Origin of the sequence: Rhizobium sp. TRM95796, assembly GCF_025779995.1 — a bacterium.
Taxonomy (GTDB): domain Bacteria; phylum Pseudomonadota; class Alphaproteobacteria; order Rhizobiales; family Rhizobiaceae; genus Rhizobium_E.
In genome coordinates, this window is sequence record NZ_JAOXHE010000006.1 from 381,422 (window position 1) to 401,789 (window position 20,368).

General features: G+C 64.2%; 21 protein-coding genes and 1 tRNA gene. 11 read left to right on the top strand and 11 right to left on the bottom strand.

The window, feature by feature from the left end; translation table 11 throughout:
- Window positions 1-8: 8 nt before the first annotated feature.
- Entirely contained in the window at window positions 9-758 is a 750-nt protein-coding gene (locus tag OCK01_RS15885) for a Crp/Fnr family transcriptional regulator (protein WP_263824765.1), read from the bottom strand.
- Between the two features lie 129 nt (window positions 759-887).
- Between OCK01_RS15885 and OCK01_RS15890 the strand changes: the two genes are divergently transcribed.
- Window positions 888-1,616, top strand: coding sequence for a response regulator (locus OCK01_RS15890; RefSeq protein ID WP_263824766.1), 729 nt, complete (start codon window positions 888-890; stop codon window positions 1,614-1,616).
- Between the two features lie 5 nt (window positions 1,617-1,621).
- Here OCK01_RS15890 and OCK01_RS15895 read toward each other — a convergent pair whose 3' ends face one another.
- From OCK01_RS15895 to OCK01_RS15905, 3 genes are all read right to left on the bottom strand, one after another.
- On the bottom strand, window positions 1,622-2,071 hold the full coding sequence (locus tag OCK01_RS15895) for a hypothetical protein (RefSeq protein WP_263824767.1): 450 nt from the start codon (window positions 2,069-2,071) through the stop codon (window positions 1,622-1,624).
- A 115-nt stretch (window positions 2,072-2,186) separates the two neighbouring features.
- A complete protein-coding gene (locus tag OCK01_RS15900; RefSeq protein WP_263824768.1) occupies window positions 2,187-3,923 on the bottom strand; it encodes an EAL domain-containing protein in 1,737 nt (578 codons plus the stop codon).
- Between the two features lie 72 nt (window positions 3,924-3,995).
- Window positions 3,996-5,042 (bottom strand): zinc-dependent alcohol dehydrogenase family protein, encoded by a 1,047-nt coding sequence (locus OCK01_RS15905; RefSeq protein WP_263824769.1) that lies wholly within the window; start codon window positions 5,040-5,042, stop codon window positions 3,996-3,998.
- Window positions 5,043-5,200: 158 nt separating this feature from the next.
- Between OCK01_RS15905 and OCK01_RS15910 the strand changes: the two genes are divergently transcribed.
- The gene (locus OCK01_RS15910) at window positions 5,201-5,569 is read left to right on the top strand and encodes a hypothetical protein (protein WP_263824770.1); all 369 of its coding nucleotides are present in this window, start codon (window positions 5,201-5,203) and stop codon (window positions 5,567-5,569) included.
- A 65-nt stretch (window positions 5,570-5,634) separates the two neighbouring features.
- Window positions 5,635-5,895, top strand: coding sequence for a hypothetical protein (locus OCK01_RS15915; protein WP_182827599.1), 261 nt, complete (start codon window positions 5,635-5,637; stop codon window positions 5,893-5,895).
- Between the two features lie 60 nt (window positions 5,896-5,955).
- Here OCK01_RS15915 and OCK01_RS15920 read toward each other — a convergent pair whose 3' ends face one another.
- Window positions 5,956-7,293 (bottom strand): dicarboxylate/amino acid:cation symporter, encoded by a 1,338-nt coding sequence (locus OCK01_RS15920; RefSeq protein WP_263824771.1) that lies wholly within the window; start codon window positions 7,291-7,293, stop codon window positions 5,956-5,958.
- Window positions 7,294-7,537: 244 nt separating this feature from the next.
- On the opposite strand from OCK01_RS15920, the gene OCK01_RS15925 reads away from it, so the two are divergent.
- Together OCK01_RS15925 and OCK01_RS15930 are read left to right on the top strand one after the other, a co-directional pair.
- Window positions 7,538-9,394 carry a sensor histidine kinase gene (locus tag OCK01_RS15925; RefSeq protein WP_263824772.1) on the top strand — a complete coding sequence of 619 codons (1,857 nt, stop codon included), beginning with the start codon at window positions 7,538-7,540 and terminating at the stop codon, window positions 9,392-9,394.
- Window positions 9,391-10,731 carry a sigma-54-dependent transcriptional regulator gene (locus tag OCK01_RS15930; protein WP_263824773.1) on the top strand — a complete coding sequence of 447 codons (1,341 nt, stop codon included), beginning with the start codon at window positions 9,391-9,393 and terminating at the stop codon, window positions 10,729-10,731. The genes OCK01_RS15925 and OCK01_RS15930 overlap by 4 nt, the downstream gene beginning before the upstream one ends.
- Window positions 10,732-10,734: 3 nt before the next feature.
- On the opposite strand, the gene OCK01_RS15935 is transcribed toward OCK01_RS15930, so the two are convergent.
- The 3 genes from OCK01_RS15935 to OCK01_RS15945 form a co-directional block, all read right to left on the bottom strand.
- A complete protein-coding gene (locus OCK01_RS15935) occupies window positions 10,735-11,496 on the bottom strand; it encodes an amino acid ABC transporter ATP-binding protein (RefSeq protein ID WP_263824774.1) in 762 nt (253 codons plus the stop codon).
- Window positions 11,493-12,173, bottom strand: coding sequence for an amino acid ABC transporter permease (locus OCK01_RS15940; RefSeq protein ID WP_263824775.1), 681 nt, complete (start codon window positions 12,171-12,173; stop codon window positions 11,493-11,495). The genes OCK01_RS15935 and OCK01_RS15940 overlap by 4 nt, the downstream gene beginning before the upstream one ends.
- A gap of 84 nt (window positions 12,174-12,257) precedes the next feature.
- Entirely contained in the window at window positions 12,258-13,031 is a 774-nt protein-coding gene (locus OCK01_RS15945; RefSeq protein ID WP_263824776.1) for an amino acid ABC transporter substrate-binding protein, read from the bottom strand.
- 39 nt (window positions 13,032-13,070) lie between these two features.
- Here OCK01_RS15945 and OCK01_RS15950 point away from each other — a divergent pair, with 39 nt between their 5' ends.
- The 6 genes from OCK01_RS15950 (at window position 13,071) to OCK01_RS15975 (ending at window position 18,624) form a co-directional block, all read left to right on the top strand.
- Window positions 13,071-13,322: a hypothetical protein gene (locus OCK01_RS15950; RefSeq protein ID WP_263824777.1), complete on the top strand. Its 252-nt coding sequence runs from the start codon at window positions 13,071-13,073 to the stop codon at window positions 13,320-13,322.
- A gap of 34 nt (window positions 13,323-13,356) precedes the next feature.
- The gene (locus OCK01_RS15955) at window positions 13,357-14,118 is read left to right on the top strand and encodes an SDR family NAD(P)-dependent oxidoreductase (RefSeq protein ID WP_263824778.1); all 762 of its coding nucleotides are present in this window, start codon (window positions 13,357-13,359) and stop codon (window positions 14,116-14,118) included.
- Window positions 14,119-14,215: 97 nt separating this feature from the next.
- Entirely contained in the window at window positions 14,216-15,538 is a 1,323-nt protein-coding gene (gene hisD, locus OCK01_RS15960; protein ID WP_263824779.1) for a histidinol dehydrogenase, read from the top strand.
- Between the two features lie 7 nt (window positions 15,539-15,545).
- Window positions 15,546-16,574 carry a zinc-dependent alcohol dehydrogenase gene (locus OCK01_RS15965; protein ID WP_263824780.1) on the top strand — a complete coding sequence of 343 codons (1,029 nt, stop codon included), beginning with the start codon at window positions 15,546-15,548 and terminating at the stop codon, window positions 16,572-16,574.
- Window positions 16,567-17,295: a histidine utilization repressor gene (gene hutC, locus OCK01_RS15970; protein WP_182827608.1), complete on the top strand. Its 729-nt coding sequence runs from the start codon at window positions 16,567-16,569 to the stop codon at window positions 17,293-17,295. Before OCK01_RS15965 ends, hutC begins: the two co-directional genes overlap by 8 nt.
- Before the next feature lie 39 nt (window positions 17,296-17,334).
- Window positions 17,335-18,624, top strand: a complete 1,290-nt coding sequence (locus tag OCK01_RS15975; RefSeq protein WP_263824865.1) for a hypothetical protein — start codon at window positions 17,335-17,337, stop codon at window positions 18,622-18,624.
- A 23-nt stretch (window positions 18,625-18,647) separates the two neighbouring features.
- Here the strand turns inward: OCK01_RS15975 and OCK01_RS15980 are convergent, their stop codons facing one another.
- The 3 genes from OCK01_RS15980 to OCK01_RS15990 all read right to left on the bottom strand — a co-directional run bounded on the left by OCK01_RS15980 (window position 18,648) and on the right by OCK01_RS15990 (window position 20,232).
- Window positions 18,648-18,914 (bottom strand): PilZ domain-containing protein, encoded by a 267-nt coding sequence (locus tag OCK01_RS15980; protein WP_263824781.1) that lies wholly within the window; start codon window positions 18,912-18,914, stop codon window positions 18,648-18,650.
- 171 nt (window positions 18,915-19,085) lie between these two features.
- Window positions 19,086-19,161, bottom strand: a tRNA-Thr gene (locus OCK01_RS15985).
- Between the two features lie 111 nt (window positions 19,162-19,272).
- Window positions 19,273-20,232 (bottom strand): NAD(P)H-dependent flavin oxidoreductase, encoded by a 960-nt coding sequence (locus OCK01_RS15990; RefSeq protein WP_263824782.1) that lies wholly within the window; start codon window positions 20,230-20,232, stop codon window positions 19,273-19,275.
- Window positions 20,233-20,368 lie beyond the last annotated feature (136 nt).

The following is a 20,368-nucleotide window of genomic DNA, read 5'->3' on the forward strand; positions in this document are numbered from 1 at the left end:
TTCAGGCTTCAGGCGGGCCAAACGGCCTGGCGCGCATAGGATTCGCCAGGTCCGTTGCCCCTCATGTCATCGCCGTCGCCGGCCAGGCGCGCGAGCATGGAATATTTGTGGATGCGCATATCGTGCCGACCGCGCTGGGAGATGACGCCACGACCGATCAGGCTGGTGATCGTGCGCGAGACGGTCTCGATGGTTAGGCCGAGATAGTCGGCCATGTCCAGCCGCGTCATGGGCACGTCGATCTCCATTGTGTCGGAGCGCCCCCCCGGCCTCCTGTCCGCCAGGCGCATCAGGAAGGTGCAAATGCGCTCTTCGGCGTTCTTGCGCGATAACATCACCATTTGTTCCTGCGCGCCAGCCATTTCGTCGCAGAGCTTGGCAAAAAATTGCGGTCTCAGCTCGGGCGACAGATTGATGGCCTGCTGGAAGGAGGCTGCTGAGAAACGGCGCACTTTCACCGAGTTGACGGCTTCGGCGCTGTAGAGATAGCGGTCGCGAATGGATACGCCCAGGATGTCGCCGGGATAGAGAAAGCCGGTGATGGCGCGCCGGCCATCGCCGATGATGCGGAACACCCGCAGAACGCCTTCGACGACCTCGAACACGTGACTGGCGGGATCGCCCTCCCAGACCAGGCCGCATCCCGCCGCGAAGGATTCGGCCGGGCGATCGGAAAAGATCGACGACAAGGTGACTTCGGGCGCCATGGACTTGGCGGCGTTCAGGGGACGGCAAAAGGAAGCTGCTTCCGACAACATGTGAATTCTCCTCGTCTGTTGTCGCCAATATCCACTCGCCGCGTTACACACGGACGATTTGTCTGTTATGAAACGTGCAATCGTGTGACAGTTTGTAACAAGCCGAATCCAGCGGAAAGTGATGACAGAATGACCGGGGCGTCCAGTCAGAAGGAGCACATTCTCGTTGTCGACGACGACCAGCGCATCCGACAGATGCTGGCGCGCTATTTCGAGGATGAGGGCTATCGCGTGACCGCCGTCGCCGATGGCGCCGCCATGCGCGACGCGCTGAGAAGCGACGCTTTCGACATCGTCCTGCTCGACCTGATGCTGCCCGGCGAAAGCGGGCTCGAGCTGGCCCGGGATATCAGGGCGCGATTCGAAACTCCCATCATCATGCTGACGGGCAAGGACGACGTGCTCGACCGCATCGTCGGACTCGAACTCGGCGCCGACGATTATATGAGCAAGCCTTTCCATCTCCGTGAAGTACTGGCGCGGATCCGCACCGTGCTGCGCCGGCGCGCGCCGCCGCGCCAGGAAGCGCCGGCCGAGGCCGATCAGGTGATCTTTGAAGGCTGGACGCTGGATCTGTCCCGGCGCTCGCTCACCCGCGCCGACGGGCAGATGGTGGATCTCACCACCGGCGAATTCGACATGCTCGCGGTGATGGCGCGCAATGCCGGCCGCGTGCTGAGCCGGGACCGGCTGATGGACCTGACCCGGGGCCGCAACCTGGAGGCTTTCGACCGCACCATCGACGCCCAGATCGCCCGCTTGAGAAAGAAGATCGAAGACGATCCGGCCAATCCGCAGATCATCAAATCGGTTCGCGGAATAGGCTATGTCTTCACGTCGCGGCTGGAGCCTTCCTGATGCGGTCAGACCATGACATTGACGCAGAGACCGGCGAAGGTGATCGCGCCCTCGGCCTTTTCGGCGACGCGTCGCCACGCCTCGCCTCCCGGCGACCAGATCCGCATCTGTCTGCAGTTCGAGACACGGGCGCGCTCGGACAATTTGCCGAGGAGGGCTGCGATCACGCCGTCCTCATCGGCAGCGCTCGCGGTCAGGAACACCGGCGCATCGAGCGTGCGGCCGAAAAGCATGCTCTGGATGGCCTGCGACACGACGAGGCCCTTGACGACGCCGCGTTGATCCACGGCCACATGCACCTCGTCATGCAGGCCGGTGGCGCCGCGCCATTCGATGATGCGCCGCACGAAGACACGCCACTCCTCGGCGGCGATCCCGACGCCGCCGCCCTCGACAAGCACCTGGCATGGGAGGATGTCGGCTTCCATGATGGGTCGAACTGAATAGGCTTCCATGCCTGCTCCCGAACATAGGCTGAAGACATCAACGGCCGCAGACGATGCGCGACGTCACGGCATTTTGAGGCGCCATGACGTTTTCTTGTTTGATCAATCTCAAATACAGCAAAAATCAGGCATGGAAAAAGGAGGATTTCGGCACGGTCGTCAGGATGTCGGTCTGGCGGCGCGAGACGAGTTCGGGCAGATGCTCGGCCGCGACCGGACGGCCATAGAGGAATCCCTGGCCCACAGCGCATCCCATTTCGGTGAGCATATCGTGCTGTCCCGGCGTTTCTATGCCCTCGGCCACGCTTTCGAGGCCGAGATCGCGGGCGAGCGCGATCATGGATTTGGTGATCACGGCGTCGCTGTGGTTGCTCTGGATATTCTGGATGAAACTGCGATCCAGCTTGAGCGTCGTCAGCGGAAATTGCTGCAGCGAGCTGAGCGAGGCGTAACCTGTGCCGAAATCGTCGAAGGCGATACGGACGCCGAGATCGGCGAGACAGCGCAGCGAGCGCAGGCCGCATTCGTCGTTGAGCAACGCGATGGTTTCAGTGACTTCGAGCTCGATCATCTCGGGGGCGAGATTGTTGACCGACAAGGCGTGCAACACGCGCCGCACCAGCGCGTCGGAGCGATACTGGGCGGTGAAGAGGTTGACGCTGACCCGTTCGAGCGGCACGCCCTGGCGGCGCCACGCGGCGAGCTGGCCCGCCGCCTCGTCGAGAATCCACCAGCCGAGCGGCAGGGCGAAGCCGTTTTCCTCGACATCGATCAGGAAGGACTTCGGCAGCAAAAGCCCCCGTTGCGGATCGCTCCAGCGCACCAGGGCTTCCACCGCATGCGCCTTGCCGGTGTCCATCGACACCTGCGGCTGATAATGCAGCAGGAATTCGCCGCGATCGAGCGCGCGCGCCAGATCCGCCTGGGTGTTGCGGCCGGCGGCCGGCCGCACGAAGGACATCGTGTCGGACGGGGCAGCGAGGACCGAGGCGGGCTGAAGAAAGGCGATCATGCCGGCGCCGTCCGGGGCGGCCCAGGATTGAACGGATATTTCGACCGCCCGTTCGCCGCCGCCGCCGAGATTGGCGGTGCGGAACAGCGGCTTGCTGACATGGGAATCGCGCCCATGCGCGTAGACCGACATCAATGTTTCGCAACCGGCGTTGAGCGGTCCCGGCGCAATCACCGTATCGAAGGCCAGCCCGCAGATCTCGGCCTGTTCGCGCCCGAGAAGTCCGGCGGCGGAGACATTGGCGTATTCGATGGCGCCTGCGGCGTTGACCGCCAGCATGGGCCGCGTCTCCGTCTCGAAACAATCCAGGGCGCTCGCGCGGCTCCAGGCGTCGCGCAAGGCGCAGATCCGGTCCATCGCCAAGGTCGCCAGAGCTTGGAGCGCGGCCTTTTGGTGATCCGTGATGTCCGCGCGCGGCTTGGGGTCGAGCACGCATAGCGCGCCGACGCGATGTCCTTCAGGACTCACCAGAGGCGCGCCGGCGTAAAAGCGCATGCGCGGCTGGGCGTCGACGATCGGGCGGTCGGCGAAACGAAGATCGGCGGCGCCGTCGGGAACGACCAGGACATCGTCGGAGAGAATGGTCGTCGCGCAGAACGATCCTCTGCGCGGCATGTCCTGCCGGCGCAGACCATGCTGCACGATGAAAATCACACGATCGCGATCGACGAGCGTCAACGCGGCGACCGTGACATCGAACAAGGCCGCAAGCGCGGTGACGACGCCCTGGAGGGCGACATCGTCGCGAAGGCCGAGCGAGAGCAAGCCCCGGACGCCCTCGACCCGCTTCGCTTCGTCCTCGGCGCTCATCGGCGACGTCATCTGCTGGAACTCAAGCAACTTGCCCATCACTCCCACCCAAATCGGATCATGTCTCACATAAGCATGCCGCCGGTCCCGGTCTTTGCTCTATGTCAATTTTCATCGCTCGAAACGCTCGATGACCTGAATGCCCCTGTCGGCGAAGCGGTCCATCCCGACCAGCGCGGGGACGGCTTCGCTCAGCGACAGGCGGGCGCCGATCAGCGCCGAGGGATCGAGCCGGCCGGACAGGATCATTTCCAGCATATCCTCATAGCGCCAGGCTTGCATGCCATGGCTGCCGTAGATCTCCAGTTCATGCGAAATCACCTGCGCCATCGGGATCATCGGGCGGGCGTGATCGGCCAGCATCAGACCGACCTGGACGTGGCGGCCGCGACGACGGAGATTGGAAATCGAATTGAAGCAGGTCTGCGGATGGCCGAGCGCGTCGATCGACACATGCGCGCCACCCTGGGTCAGATCTTTCACGGCCGATGGGATATCGTCGATCTCCCGGCTGTTCAGCGTCGCGGACGCGCCGAGGCGGCGGGCGTAGTCGAGCTTGTCCGCGGCGATGTCTATGGCGACGACATTGGCGCCCATCGCCGCGCCGATCATGATGGCGGACAGGCCGACGCCGCCGCAACCGTGCACGGCCAGCCATTCGCCGCCACGGATGCGGCCCTGATCGACCACTGCGCGGAAGGAGGTGGCGAAGCGGCAGCCGAGGCTGGCGGCCGTGGCGAAATCGATGCGCTCGTCGAGGCGGACCAGATTGTTCTCGGCGTAATCGATCGCGACATATTCGGCGAAGCATCCCCAATGGGTGAAGCCGGGCTGGAACTGCTCCTCGCAGACCTGCTGATTGCCGGAGCGGCATTCGCGGCAATGGCCGCAACCGGAGACGAAGGGAACGGTGACGCGGTCGCCGGGACGGAAGGCTTTCACCTCCGAACCGACCGCGGCGACGACGCCGGCGAATTCGTGACCGGGCACATGCGGCAGACGGATGTCCGGGTCATGGCCTTTCCAGCCGTGCCAGTCGCTGCGACAAAGGCCGGCGGCCTTGACGTCTATCACGACGCCCGATCGCGACGGGGCGGGATCGGCGACCGCCCGGATTTCGGGCGTCTCGCCGAAGCGTTCGTAATACATTGCGCGCATGCAGTTTCAAATCCTGGAACTTACGAAGCAGTCGTAACACAACGCCCCCGCATTCCAAAGTCTTTCGGACGACGAGAACGCGGCGCAGAAAGATACTGGGAACGCCAGGGCGTCTCGCGGGTTAGTTGGCGACAGATAAAAGGAGCGAGCGATGCAGAATGAACGTGGATCAAACCGGGCTTTATGGTTTTTTTTCGCCGCCGTGGTGGTGGTTGTCGTGCTGGTCGCACTGTTTTCGAGCAACGATCTCTTCCATTCGCAAAATGCGGCCCCGACGCAGCCCACCCCGCACGCAATCGACCAAAGCCCCGGCGACGCGACTTGAGGATGCGAATATGTTGTTGAAGATACGAGGATTTTTCAAGCAGTTCGCGGCCGAGATCGTTGGAAGCCAGCCTCTGCAGGAAGAGGGCCGGCGCGAGGTGATGACCGACCGGCTGGCTGAGCGCGGCATTCCGCCCGTCGACAAACAAACCGAAGAGGTCGTTCATATCGAGCGATCGCCGGACGCCAGAACGGATCTCTGACGGCGGCGAGCGCCGCGCAAGCTCGCTTTCGCAAGATGCCCCTTTCACGACCATGCGAGGGGCGCATGCATTTCCAGATCATTCAGGGCGGGCTGGCCGGCCGACCGCAGCAGACCTCTTCACGAACCATCGTCGAAGAGGCGCGCCGGCGCATTTCGGCGCTCGGCTACGACGTCTACAGGGCGCGAATGCTGGCGACCGGCGAACCCATTCCTAAAACCATCGAACGGCTCAGACTGCAGATCGAATTCGTCGCGCTGAAGCTGTCTGCGCTTTCCGCGCCGCCTCCGGATTTCACCGACGACGGCTATTGGCCGCAGCCCTGAACAAGGAAGGCGGCCTCCGGGGAGACCGCCTTCGGCTGCCGCGTCTTGGGAGAGTTGAGATCACTCGGCAGGAACGGGGCGCGCGTCGATGAAGTCTTGCGCCGGCTGCGGGTTGCCGGCGAGGGCCGCGTTGAACGTCTCGACGTCGAGCTCGTTTTCCCAGCGCGCCACCACCACGGTCGCCACCGCATTGCCGATGAAGTTTGTGATCGCGCGGCATTCCGACATGAAGCGGTCGATGCCTAGGATCAGCGCCATGCCGGCGACCGGAACGGTCGGGACGACCGACAGCGTGGCGGCAAGCGTGATGAAGCCGGCGCCGGTGATGCCGGCCGCGCCCTTGGAGCTCAGCATCGCCACCAAGAGCAGCAGCACCTGGTCGCCGAGCGACAGCGGCGTGTCGGTGGCCTGGGCGATGAACAGCGCGGCCAGCGTCATGTAGATATTGGTGCCGTCGAGATTGAAGGAATAGCCGGTCGGAATGACCAGACCCACGACCGAGCGCTTGCAGCCGGCGCGCTCCATCTTGTTCATCAGACCGGGCAGAGCGGCTTCCGACGAGGACGTGCCGAGCACCAGCAGCAGCTCTTCCTTGATGTAGCGCAGAAGGGCGAGCAGCGAGAAGCCGTTGTAGCGGGCCACTGCGCCAAGCACGACCGCCACGAACAGGAAGGACGTGACGTAGAACGTGCCCATCAGCATGGCGAGATTGGCGATCGAACCGATGCCGTATTTGCCGATGGTGAAGGCCATGGCGCCGAAGGCGCCGATCGGCGCGGCCTTCATCAGGATCGCCACCAGCTTAAACATCGGCGCCATGACGGCCTGCAGGAGATCGGTGACGGGCTTGGCCTTGTCGCCGACCATGGCGAGCGAGACGCCGAACAGGATGGAGAAGAACAGAACCTGCAGGATATCCCCTTCGGCGAAGGCTCCGACAATGGTCTTGGGAATGACGCCCATCAGAAAGCCGATGATCGACTGATCATGGGCCTTCTCCGTGTAATCATGCACCGCCTTGGCGTCGAGCGAGGCCGGATCGATATGCATGCCCGAGCCCGGCTGGACGATATTGGAGACGATCAAGCCGACGATCAGCGCCAGCGTCGAGAAGGTCAGGAAGTAGATCATCGCCTTGCCCGCGACCCGTCCGACCTTCTTCAGATCCGACATGCCGGCGATTCCGGTGGCGACGGTGAGAAAAATCACCGGAGCGATGATCATCTTCACCAGCTTGATGAAGGCGTCGCCCAGCGGCTTCAGGCTGGCGCCGAGCTCCGGATAGAAATGACCGAGCAGGATGCCGGCGGCGATGGCCGCGAGAACCTGGACATAGAGTTGGCGATAGAACGGCCGCTTGGCGACCGGCTCTTCAGCCGATGCGAAAGATGCATGCATGTGCGTATCCTCCAGCGCGCCCCAACCGCTTCTAGCGGCCTCCCGGGGCGGAGACGTTGACGGGTCGACGGCCTTCCGGGCGTCCGTCGGAGGTTTTGCAAGGGTCGTGCCATACGGCGCGTCCTTCATTATATCATTGTTTTATATAATTTATTTTTCCGTCTCCGTGTCAGGGTCGGCTTCGAAGTGCGAAAACTCGCACAGGTAAGGTTGATTTTCGTGTGGATTTACGCACAAATGGGCCATGGCAGAGAAGGACCCGGACATCGATCGTCAGCCGCGAACAGAGGCGCGCGCCGCCCGGCGGGCGCTGAGCCTGCTGGCCATAGCCGGCCTGATCGCGCTGATCGGCGCCATATATGCGGCCGGCGTCTATGGGCGGTTCACCGCGACCCAGGACTTGAAGCGCCAGGGAATGACGGAAGCCAATCTGAAGGTGGCGCTGTTGCGGGCCGTGCTCGAACGTCCGCGCGCGCTGCCGCTGGTGCTCTCGCAGGATCGAGACATTCTAGACATGCTCGTCGCGCCCGACCCGCCCGCCATCGACCGGGTCAATCGCAAGCTCGAAAGCCTGGTGGGCGGCAGCCAGGTGTCGGTGATCTATGTCATCGCGCCGTCGGGACAGACGATCGCGTCGAGCAACTGGCGCCAGCCCGATTCCTTCGTCGGCAGCAATTACGCATTCCGCGATTACTTCCGCGAGGCGATGGCGACGGGCGTGGCCGAGCAATTCGCGCTCGGCAATGTGTCGCGACGACCGGGTCTCTATATTTCTCGTCGGGTCGACGGGGCGGGGCGGTCGCTCGGCGTGGTCGTGGTCAAAATGGAGTTCGACCGGCTGGAAGCCGACTGGCGCGACAGCGGCCGGCCGGCGCTGGTGGTCGACAATCGCGGCGTAGCGCTGATCACCACCGTCGCCGACTGGCGCTTCCACACCATGGCGCGCCTGCCGGAGAACCGCATCGCCACCATTCGCGAAAGCCTGCAATTCGGCGACGCGCCGCTGACGCCCCTGCCCTTCCGCCAGGACGACGACGTCACCGGCGACGACGCCGAAATCCGCGTAGACTTGCCGGACGGGCGCCAAGGCTCGTTTCTCAGGCTGAGGGCGCAGGCTCCGACGACGCCCTGGGTGCTGGAATATCTGGTGTCGACCGATCCCGTGCCGGCTGCGGCGCGGCAGAATATGCTGGCCGCCTTCGCGTTGTTTGCGCCGCTGATCGCGCTGGCGGCCGTGTTTTTGGAACGCCGGCGCCGGATCGCGGCGCGGCTTACGGCGGCGCAGGCGCAGCAGGCCGCGCTCGAGGCGCGGGTCGAAGCCCGCACCCGCGACCTGACCTTGGCGCGCGACCGGCTGGAGGCCGAGATCACCGGGCATCGCGACACCGAAAAGCGGCTGCAGGTGGTGCAGCAGGATCTGGTGGCCGCCAACCGGCTGGCGATCCTGGGACAGGTCGCGGCCGGCGTGGCGCATGAGATCAACCAGCCCGTCGCCACGATCCGCGCTTACGCCGACAATGCCCGCGTCTTCCTCGACCGCGGCAGCCTCGACAAGGCCAGCGGCAATATGGAGGCGATCGCCGGCCTGACGGAACGGATCGGCGCCATCACAGAGGATCTCAAGGCTTTGGCCCGCAAGGGACGCGGACCGGCTGCGGCCGTCAGCCTCGGCGAGGCGATGGACGGGGCGCTGATGCTGCTCAAAAGCCGGTTTGCCCATAGGCTCGACGCGCTGATCCTCGAAAAGCCGGAGCCCGACATTCGCCTCAAGGTCGACCGCATCCGGCTCGAACAGGTGCTGATCAACCTGATGCAGAATGCGCTCGAAGCCATCGAGCATACGCCGGCGCCGCGCGTCAGCGTGCGGGCGGAAGATCGCGGCGAACGCGTCGCCGTTCTCGTGGAGGATAACGGGCCGGGCGTCGCGCCCGACATTCTCGAACAGCTGTTTACGCCGTTCAACACGTCCAAACCGCGCGGACTGGGCCTGGGACTGGTGATCTCCAAGGAGATCCTCGGCGATTACGGCGGCGACATCTCGGTGGAAACTGGCCCTTCGGGAAGCTGCTTCACCATTCTGCTGACAAAGGATCAGGCATGACCGCGACCCGCTCCGTCCTTCTCTGCGACGACGACGCCGATTTGCGCGCGGCGCTGACGCAGACGCTCGAACTGGCCGGTCTCGACGTATCGGCTTTTGCAGCAGCCGCGCCGGGGCTCGCCGCGATCGGTCCCGATTTCGCCGGCGTGGTGGTCAGCGACATCCGTATGCCCGGCATGGACGGGCTGCAACTGCACGCCGCGATCAAGGCGCGCGATCCCGATCTGCCGGTGATCCTGATGACCGGGCATGGCGACATCCCGATGGCGGTAGCGGCGCTGCAGAACGGCGTCTACGATTTCATCGCCAAGCCTTTTGCGGCCGATCGACTGGTGCAAAGCCTGATGCGGGCGCTGGAGAAGCGGGCGCTCATTCTGGAAAACCGGGCGCTGCGCCGCAGCCTCGACGAGAGCGCCGACGATCTGCCGCTGATCGGCCAGACGCCGGCCATGGAGCGGCTGCGCGGCACGATCCGCCAGATCGCCGACACCGATGTCGACGTGCTGGTGCGCGGCGAGACCGGCAGCGGCAAGGAAGTGGTGGCGAGCCTGCTGCATCGCTGGAGCAAGCGCCGGCGCGGCCAGTTCGTGGCGCTCAATAGCGGCGCGCTGCCGGAAAGCGTGATCGAAAGCGAATTGTTCGGCCATGAACAGGGCGCTTTCACCGGCGCGCAGAAGCGTCGCGTCGGCCGGATCGAATATTCGAGCGGCGGCACGTTGTTTCTCGACGAGATCGAGAGCATGCCTTTGACCACCCAGGTGAAGATGTTGCGCGTTTTGGAAATGCGGGAGATCTCGCCGCTGGGCGTCAACGAGGTCAGGCCGGTGGATCTGCGCGTGGTGGCCGCGGCGAAGGTGGATCTCGGCGATCCCGCCGCGCGCAGGGATTTTCGCGAGGATCTCTATTATCGGCTGAATGTGGTGACGTTGTCGATCCCGCCGCTGCGCGAACGCGCCGAGGACATTCCGCTGCTTTTTTCGCATTTCGTCGCCAAGGCGGCGGCTCGCTTCGGGCGGGAGACGCCGGAAGTCCCCGCCGGGCTGACGGCCGATCTCAAGACGCGTCCCTGGCCGGGCAATGTCCGCGAGCTTCATCACTTTGCGGAGCGCTTCGTGCTGGGGCTGGAGCCGGCGCAGCCCATGATCGTTGCAGCGCCGCCTCGGGAGGCGCGCAGCCTGCCGGAACGGATGGAACGATTTGAGGCGGAGCAGCTGCGCCAGGCGCTCGCCGATCACGACGGCGATGTCCGGCGCACGATCGAAGCGCTCGGCATCCCCCGAAAGACCTTCTACGACAAGCTCGCTCGGCATGGGATCAACCGCGCCGACTATGCCTGAGCTTCAGATCGAATAGTCGCCGCCGCCGATGATCGCGGAGACGAAGCGACGGGTGCGCTCATGGCTCGCCGCATCGAAGATCGTCCGGGCGTCGCCGGTTTCCACGACATTGCCCGCTTCCAGGAACACGACCTTGTCGGCGATCTTGGAGGCGAGGCGGAGGTCATGGGTCGCCATGACCATGGTCGTGCCTTCCTTGGCGAGCCGTCCCAGCACATCCACCACTTCGGCGGCGAGTTCGGGATCGAGCGCCGAGGTCGGCTCGTCGCAGAGCAGGACTTTCGGCGAGGGCGCGAGCGCGCGGGCGATGGCGACGCGCTGCTGCTGGCCGCCCGAAAGCGTGGCCGGCCAGGCGTCGGCTTTCGCCGCCATGCCGACTTTGGCGAGCAGCTCAGCGGCGCGGGCGCGAGCTTTTTCCTTCGGCCATTTCAGCACGGTCACCAGCCCTTCCATGACATTCTCAATCGCCGTGCGATGCGGGAAGAGCTGGAAATTCTGAAACACCATGCCGGTCTGGCGACGGATCTTCTGGATGTCCTGGCGGCTCGGGCGCTTGTCGGGCGCAAAGGTGATTTCGTCCGAACCGATCCGCACCGAGCCGGATGTCGGCTGCTCGAGCAGATTGATCGAGCGCAGCAATGTGCTCTTGCCGCCGCCGGAAGGGCCGATCAGCGCGGTCACCCCGCCTTCCGGCGCGCTCAGACTGACATTCTTCAGGATAACGGCGTCGCCGAAGCGCTTTTCGATGTTGCGGAGCTCGATCATCGGGCGGCCTCCATCATGCCGCCATAGCGGGCGAAGCGTGTTTCGAGCCGCGCCTGCAACGCCGACAAAGCCGAGCTCAGCACGAGATAGATCAGCGCCGTCTCGATATAGAGGATCAGCGGCTCGTAGGACGCGGCGACGATGCGCTGGGCGGCCTGAAACATTTCCGGCACGGTAATGGCGGCGGCGAGCGAGGTGTCCTTGACCAGAGAAATAAAGGTGTTGGAGAGCGGCGGCACCGCGACGCGGGACGCTTGCGGCAGGATGGTGCGGGTCATGGCCTGGGGCCAGCTCATGCCGATCGAATAGGCCGCCTCCCACTGGCCCTTCGGCACCGAGGAGATGGCGGCGCGGATGATTTCGGAACTATAGGCGCCGATATTCAGTGTGAAGCCGATCAACGCCGCCGGGAAGGCGTCGAGCAAGATGCCGACGCTCGGCAGACCATAGAAGATCACGAAGAGCTGGACGAGAAGCGGCGTGCCCCTGATGATCCAGACATAGAAACGGGCGATGGCGCGAAGCGGCGCAGGGCCGAACAGCCGCGCCACCGCCGTGGCCAGCCCCAGCGTCAGGCCGAAGACGAAGGACAGCAGCGTGAGCGGGATGGTGAAGATCAGGCCGGCCCAGAGCAGGGTCGGCAGGGATTCGGCCATCAGTTGCAGCCAGTGCGGCACGGTCTCTTCCTCGTGTCACAGCGCCCGACGGGATCGCCGGGCGCTTCTTGCATGCGTTGCGTTCGTTTGCCGTGTCTAACGGAATTACTTCGACACGTCCTGACCGAAATAGGTGTCGGAAATCTTCTTGTAGGTTCCGTCGGCCTTGATGTCCGCCAGAGCCTTGTTGATCGCCGCGAGGAGTTCCGGTTCGCCCTTGCGGATGATGACGCCCGAATAGTCGGCGTCCTTCTGCTCGGCGACGACGGTCACCGGCGCATCGGGCTTGTGCTTCTTGAAGTCGAGGAAAGACAGGCTGTCATTGATCGTGGCGTCGGCGCGGCCGGTCAGCACGAGCTGGATCGACTGGTCGAAACCATCGGTGCCGACGAGTTCGGCGCCGTTCTGCTCGGCGATCTTGCCGAAATTCGAGGTCAGCGACTGCGCCGACTTCTTGCCCTTGAGGTCGGCAAAGCCCTTGATCTCGTCATTGCCCTGTTTGACGATCAACACCGCCTTGGAGGCGATATAGGGCTCGGAGAAATCATATTTCTGCTTGCGGGCTTCGGTGATGCCGACCTGGTTGATGACCGCGTCGTAGCGGTTGGCGTCGAGGCCGGCGATCAGGCCGTCCCACTTGCCTTCGACGAATTCGGCCTTCACGCCGAGCTTTTCGGCGATGGCCTGGCCGATTTCGACGTCGAAGCCGACGAGCTTGTTGCTCGCGTCATGATAGGTGAAGGGCGCATAGGTGCCTTCGGTGCCGATGCGGAGTACGCCCGCGGATTTCACGGCGTCGAGATTCTCCCCGGCCTGCGCGCCCGCAAAAAGAGCAGCCTGCAAGAGGGCCGCCGTGGCGATTGTTTTCAACCAGTTCATCTCACACTCCAGAATATTGCGTTGCAGCGACGTTGTCGCATGGACGAAGGAAAAAGGGAGCGGATGATCCCGCTGCATTTCTGGGCAAATGCAAAATATTTTATCACCTTTACCAGAGAATGCGGTCTTTCCATCCGTCCGATCAGAAAACACGCGTGCGAGCCAAAGGTTTCCCCCCGCCGTCGCTGCGCGACCGCGCAAACACAGGTTGCGCGAGCCGCGCCGCATCATTTTCACGACGATGCTTGTATAGACATGTACGGCGCACGCTTGCAGAATGGCGCGCGCTGATCTAGCCTGATCGTCGTCCAGACAGGAGCCCGCGATGACGCTGAAGCAATTCGATCTCTCCGGCCGCAAGGCAGTCGTGACAGGCGCCAGTCGCGGCATCGGCCAAGCCATTGCGATCGGTCTCGCCGAAGCGGGGGCCGATGTTGCAGTCACCGCCCGCGACATCCAATCGCTTGCCGCGACCGTGGCGGCCGTCGAGGCGGCAGGGCGCAGGGCTGCGGCGGTGGCGCTCGATGTGCGGGACACTGCCGCCTGCGCCCGCGCCGTCGATACCGCGGTGGAGGCGTTGGATGGGCTCGACATCCTCGTCAACAATGCCGGCTATGAGGAGATCCGCCCCTCGCTCGATGTCGACGAGGCGCTGTGGGACAGGATCGTCGACACCAATCTCAAAGGCGCTTTCTTCATGGCCAAGGCAGCGGCGCGACGCATGGACAAAGGCGGGGCGATCGTCAATCTCTGCTCGCTCACCTCCTATGTCGGCGTGCCCACAGCCATACCCTATGGCTCGTCGAAATCGGGGCTGATGGGCATGACGCATGCGCTCGCAACGGAATGGGCCGGGCTCGGCATCCGCGTCAACGCCATCGCGCCCGGCTATTTTCGCACCGCCATGACCGACGTCTTTTATGAAAACGACGACTGGGCCGCGTCCATGCTGCAGAAGATCCCGCAGCGCCGCTTCGGCGCGATGGAGGATGTGGCCGGCAGCGTCGTCTTCCTCGCCAGCGACGCCTCGCGTTATGTGACGGGCGTCTGCATTCCCATCGACGGCGGCTACCTCGCCTCGATCTGATCAATCCGCAGGCAGGGTGCAATATTAGGCAATTCGTTTGACGCCCTGCCGGCACATGTATAGACATCTTACTCGAAACGTCTGCAAGAGCACTCCCATGACCAAGGTTTCCTTCCACGAACTCGCCACACTCGACGCCAGCCAGCGCGCCGCTCTCCTCCGCCGCTCCGAAACCGATCTCTCCAGCTTCATGGACAGAGCGCGGCCGATCATCGAAGCCGTCCGCACGGAAGGCGACGCGGCGCTCGCCCGTTTCGGCCGCGAACTCGATCGCGCCGATATCACTGAAGACCGCCTCAAGGCCACCGAGGCCGAATTCGACGCCGCCTTCGATCTGGTCGACAAGGACGTGATCGGGGCGATCCGCTTCGGCATCGACAATATCCGCCGCTTCCACGAGGAGCAGAAGCCCGAGGCGATGTGGCTCAAGGAAATGCGGCCCGGCGCCTTCGCCGGCGACCGCTTCACGCCGATCAAGTCGGTGGCGCTCTATATTCCGCGCGGCAAGGGCGCGTTTCCCTCCGTGACAATGATGACCGCCGTGCCGGCCGTGGTGGCGGGCGTGCCGGATCTCGCGATCTTCACACCGCCCTCGCCCGACGGCTCGGTCGATGCGGCCACGCTGGTCGCCGCCCGGCTCGCCGGCGTCGAAACCGTCTACAAATGCGGCGGCGCGCAAGCCGTGGCCGCCGCCGCCTATGGCACCGAAACCATCAAGCCGGCGCTGAAGATCGTCGGCCCCGGCAGCCCCTGGGTGGTGGCCGCCAAGCGCCTGCTCTCCGGCGTCATCGATCCCGGCCTGCCGGCAGGCCCGTCCGAAGCCGTCATCTTCGCCGACGACACCGTGCATGGCGGTCTCGCCGCGCTCGACCTGCTGATCGAGGCGGAACATGGCCCGGACTCCTCCGCCTATCTCGTCACCCATTCGCGCCGCGTGGCCGAAGAAGCGCTGGCGGCGCTGCCCGATCATTGGGCGCGCATGACCGAACAGCGCGTGGCCTTTTCCTCCGCCGTGCTCGGCGGCGCCTATGGCGGCGTGGTGCTGACGCCGTCGCTGGAAGAGAGCTATCGCTTCGTCAATGATTACGCGCCGGAACATCTGGAAATCCTGTCGACCGATCCCTTCGCCCATCTCGGCAAGATCACCGAGGCGGCGGAAATCCTGATGGGGCCGCATACGCCTGTGTCCATCGGCAATTTCGGGCTCGGCCCCAACGCCGTGCTGCCGACCAGCCGCTGGGCGCGCACCTATGGTCCGCTGTCGGTGACGGACTTCGTCAAGCGCTCGTCGATCGGCTATGTTACGGCCTCGGCCTATCCGGAATTCGCCCATAACGCACGGCTGCTCGCCCGCTATGAGGGCTTCTCCTCGCATGAGCATGCGGTGTCGTCGGTTCGCGACGCCTATCTGCCGAAGTGAGGCCGGCATGAAGGCGGTCAGGCTCCATCAAGCAGGCGACCTGCGCGTCGAGGATATCGCGACGCCCGGGCCGCTCGCGTCAGGCTCGGTGCGGATCGCAGTGAAGGCCGCCGGCATCTGCGGCTCAGACCTGCACAATTATCGCACCGGCCAATGGATCAGCCGATCGCCTTCGGTGGCCGGCCATGAATTTGCGGGCGTGATCACCGAAATCGCATTCGATGTCGTGGGCCTCGAACCCGGCGATCTCGTCGCCGCCGACAGCCGCTACTGGTGCGGCGAATGCGCCGCCTGTCGCTCCGGCCGCCGCAACATCTGCGAAAAGCTCGGCTTTGTCGGCGAAGTCTGCGACGGCGGTTTCGCCGAGGAATGCGTACTGCCAGCCCGACTGGTGACGCTTTGCCCTGATGACCTCTCGCCCGAGATCGCCGCCATGGCCGAGCCGCTCGCGGTGGCGCTGCACGCGGTCAAGCGCCTGCGCCCGCCCGCCGGCGAGCCGGTGCTGGTGGCGGGCTGCGGCCCGATCGGCGGGCTTGCGGCGCTGCTGCTGTCCCGGCTGCATGACGGGCCGATCCTGGTCGCCGAGCGCAATGCGGCGCGGGCGGCCCTCGTCAGCGATGTCGCGGGCGCCCGACGCGTCGATCTCGAGGCCGGCTCCCTCGCGGCGGAGCTGGATGGACAGCCTCTGCGCCATGCGCTGGACGCCACGGGCAGTATCGGCGCACTGGAGGCGCTGGTAGACCTGCTCTCCGGCGGCGGCGCGCTGGCGCTGGTCGGCATTTCGCATGGCAAGCTGTCGCTCGATCCCAACCTGCTGGTCGAACGTGAGATCGCCTTGATCGGCTGCCACGCTTTCGAAGACGAACTGCCGGAGGCGGTAGCGTTGATGCCGGCGCTGTCCGAGAAACTCGGCAGGCTGATCGAGGCGCGCATCACGCTCGACGACACGCCCGCCGCCTATGAGAGGCTGCTGGAGGGTCGCGCCGCCGGCCTGAAAACCATCATCGTCCCACAACAGGGAGGCGGTCATGGCTAACCTGCCCGAAACGGCCGGGCCACTCTACGAGAAGGTCAAGGATTATATTCTCGACCATATCGGCAGCGGCGCCTGGGGCAAGGATCAGCGCGTTCCCTCCGAACACGAGCTGGTCTCGATGCTCGGCGTGTCGCGCATGACCGTGCATCGGGCGCTGCGCGAACTCACGAGTGACGGCCATCTCGTGCGCATCCAGGGGGTCGGCACCTTCGTCGCCCCGCCGAAACCCTATTCGACGCTGATCGAGATCGTCGATATCGCCAGCGAGATCCGCGCGCGCGGCGCGCGCTACAGGGCCGATATCCTGCTGCTCGAAAGCCTGCAGCCGAGCCAGGAACTGCTGGCCGCCTTCGACTTCGCCACCCGCAGGCCGGTCGGCCATTCGGTGATCCTGCATCATGAAAACGACATGCCTGTCATGATCGAGGAGCGTTTCGTCAATTCCGATCTCGCGCCCGATTACGACAAGCAGGATTTCTCCGCCGTGACCACCTACGACTTCCTGCAGAAGAGCACGCCGCTCACCGAAGTCGAACAGGTGATCGCCGCCATCACCGCCGACGAGGAGACAGCCCGCATGCTGGCGCTGGAGGCCGGGGCGCCGTGTCTGCTTCTACACCGCCGCACCTGGACCGGCTCGACCGTCGCCACCGTCAACCGCTTCACTTATAGCAGCCGCTATACACTCGGCAGCCGCTATACGCCCGGCTCCATCCGTTAAGCCGTCGCTGTCCACACATGCCCGAAGGAGCGGATCATGATTGAAACGCCGAAGAGCCGCACCGCCGAAATCCGCGCGCTGGCCCGCACGGACGAGCCCCGCGCCCTTGCTCAACTCTCGACGCTCCTGTCCGAGCTGTTCTCTATTTCGCCCAAAAATCTCGCCATCAATCACGACCAATACAGCCTGAATTCGCTGAACGGCTTCTTCGAGGCGGATGGCAAGGCTTACTTCTTCAAATTCCATCAGGAAGAGGGCGAGGAGGCGATGACGGGCGAATATTATCGCGCCGACATTCTCGCCCGCGCCGGATTGCCGGTCGATCAGCCGGTGATGATGTCGGTTTTGCCGGGCGAGCAGATCCTTGTCTATGCCCGGCGCTCCGATCCGCGTTTTTCCGACGTGCTGCGCGGCTTGGATCTCCAACCCGACGCCGAAGCCGAAGCAGAGGCCGTGGCGGCCGAAGCCGAGTTGAACGACCGTCTTCTGGCCGTCTATCGCGAGACCCTGCATCCGATCACCGCCGATCAGGCCCGGGCCGAGCCGATCAACCGGCTGTTCTTCGAGCGAATGATCGAGCCCGCCACGCGCCAGCCGCCCGGCGGGCGCTATCGCGATTTCTATATCGGCCAGAGTTTCCGGTTCCCCGGCGTCAGCCTCGACTGGGAGAGGTTCTCGACCGCACGGGTGAGCATCAACGGCCTGGCCTATCGCGACACGTTCGGCGCGCTGTTCACCCGCGCCGCGGAGAGGCTGAACCCCATCCATCTCGCCGGCGCGGGCGGCGTGGTCGCCCATGGCGACGCACACAACGCCAATGTGTGGTATTCAGGCCACGAGACGGGCGGCGCCGGCCTGTCCTTCTTCGACCCTGCGTTTGCCGGCGAGCATGTTCCGACGCTGCTCGCCGAAGCCAAGGCGACGTTCCACAACATCTTCGCACACCCTTTCTGGCTCTACGATCCACGGGAGGCTGCGCAGCGTTACTCGGCGAGCGCCGTCTATCGCGACGGCGTGCTCTCGCTCGAGACCGATTGGGACCTGAGCCCCGTCCGGCAGGCGCTGCTGGAGACCAAGGCCGAACGGCTGTGGCGGCCGCTTCTAGCGCTGCTAAAGAGCCGGAACATGCTGCCGGACGACTGGCGCGAGACGCTGAAACTGGCGCTCTTCCTCTGCCCCACACTGGTGATGAATCTCCGCGCCGGCGCCGCCTCGCACAACGAGATCTCCTCGGCCATCGCCTTTTCCGTGGCGATGCAAATGGGCTCGGAGCCGCTCGGAGAAGGCGACCGGTTGAGCCGTTTTCTCGATGCGGTGACGCCGGTCTAACGACAAGGCGCCGCGCCATCGGCTCAGGCGTCGTCGAAACTGACGCCGAGTTCGGTGAGCTTGCGCCATCGCACGGTGCAGGGCCGCATCGCTCCGTCCTGGAACTGCAATTGGAACTGATCGGGCGCCAGCAGCGCCTGCTCCATCGCAAGCTTTGCGCCGGTCTCCGAAAGATTGCGGATCATGCAGTCGAGCGTCGATCCGCCATGATGAAACACGATCCGCCCCGCCTTCAGCGAGCGTAATCTCGGCGCGATACGTTTGTTCTCACCCTGCACCGGATCCACCATCGCATTCCCCATCAACCGCGCTGCGCAGAGCGCAGTAAAGAGGTTGTAGCGGCATAAAATTAAGGTAACTTGAGAAATTGGGTGCAAATTTGCGCGATTGGGGAGCGCAGGCGTGACGAGGCAGGTTCTGCGACCTTCCTGTTTCTATTGTTGCTCAGCAGAGAGGAAAAATGGTGCCGCTTACGTGACTCGAACACGTGACCCCATCATTACGAATGATGTGCTCTACCGACTGAGCTAAAGCGGCCCGGCGAAGCGCCGTCATCGCCTGTTCGGGCGATGACGGGCTGATACAATCAAAGTTTCAGGAATGCAAGACGCGGGCGGGCGGTTTTCGCGGAAAAAAGCGAAGGCGGCCTCAGCCGCAGAGGCGCGCACGGGCCGCCTTGTATTCGCGTTCGAAGCGATCGACGAGGTCGGCGACGGGGAGGACGGATTTGACCGCGCCGATGCCCTGGCCGCAGCCCCAGATCTCCTTCCAGGCCTTGGGGCCTTCGGTCGCCTTTTCGAAATCCATCTTGGAGGGTTCGGCGTCCGGCAGGTGATCGGGGTCCATCCCGACGGCGCGGATTGAGCCCTTGAGATAGTTGCCGTGAATCCCGGTGAAATAGTTGGAATAGACGATGTCGTCGGCGGAGCTTTCGACGATCATCTGCTTATAGGCGTCCACCGCCCGCGCTTCGTTGGTGGCGATGAAGGGCGAGCCGATATAGGCCATGTCGGCCCCCATGGCCTGGGCGGCGAGGATGGCGCCGCCATTGGCGATCGCGCCCGACAACAGCAGAGGCCCGTCGAACCATTCGCGGATTTCCTGGACCAGCGCGAAGGGCGACAGCTTGCCGGCATGCCCTCCCGCCCCGGTCGCCACCGCGATCAGCCCATCGGCGCCCTTGCGGATGGCGGAATTGGCGTGGCGATTGTTGATCACGTCATGCAGCACCACGCCGCCATAGGAATGGATCGCCTGGTTGACCTCGGGCACCGCGCCCAGCGAGGAAATGACGATCGGAACCTTGTATTTCACGCACATCGTCAGGTCGTGTTCCAGCCGCTTGTTGGTCGTATGCACGATCTGGTTCACCGCAAAGGGCGCGGCCTTGCTGGTGGGATTGGCGGCGTCATGGGCGGCGAGCGTTTCGGTGATTTCGGCCAGCCATTCGTCGAGCTGGCTTGCGGGACGGGCGTTCAGCGCCGGAAAGGAACCGACGACGCCCGCCTTGCATTGGGCGATCACCAGCTCGGGATGGGAAATGATGAACAATGGCGAGGCGACGACCGGCAAACGGAGATTGTCGGTGAGAATGGACGGCAGGCTCATAGTCACTCCCAGGATGGACCAGTTTCGCCGCCATGATAAACAAAGCCGGCGGAATTGTTCAACCTTGAATTTTCTACGGGACGGCCGCGTCGCCCTTTTTTGGCTGCATTGCCGGTGTTTGCCGGGGATCGCACCC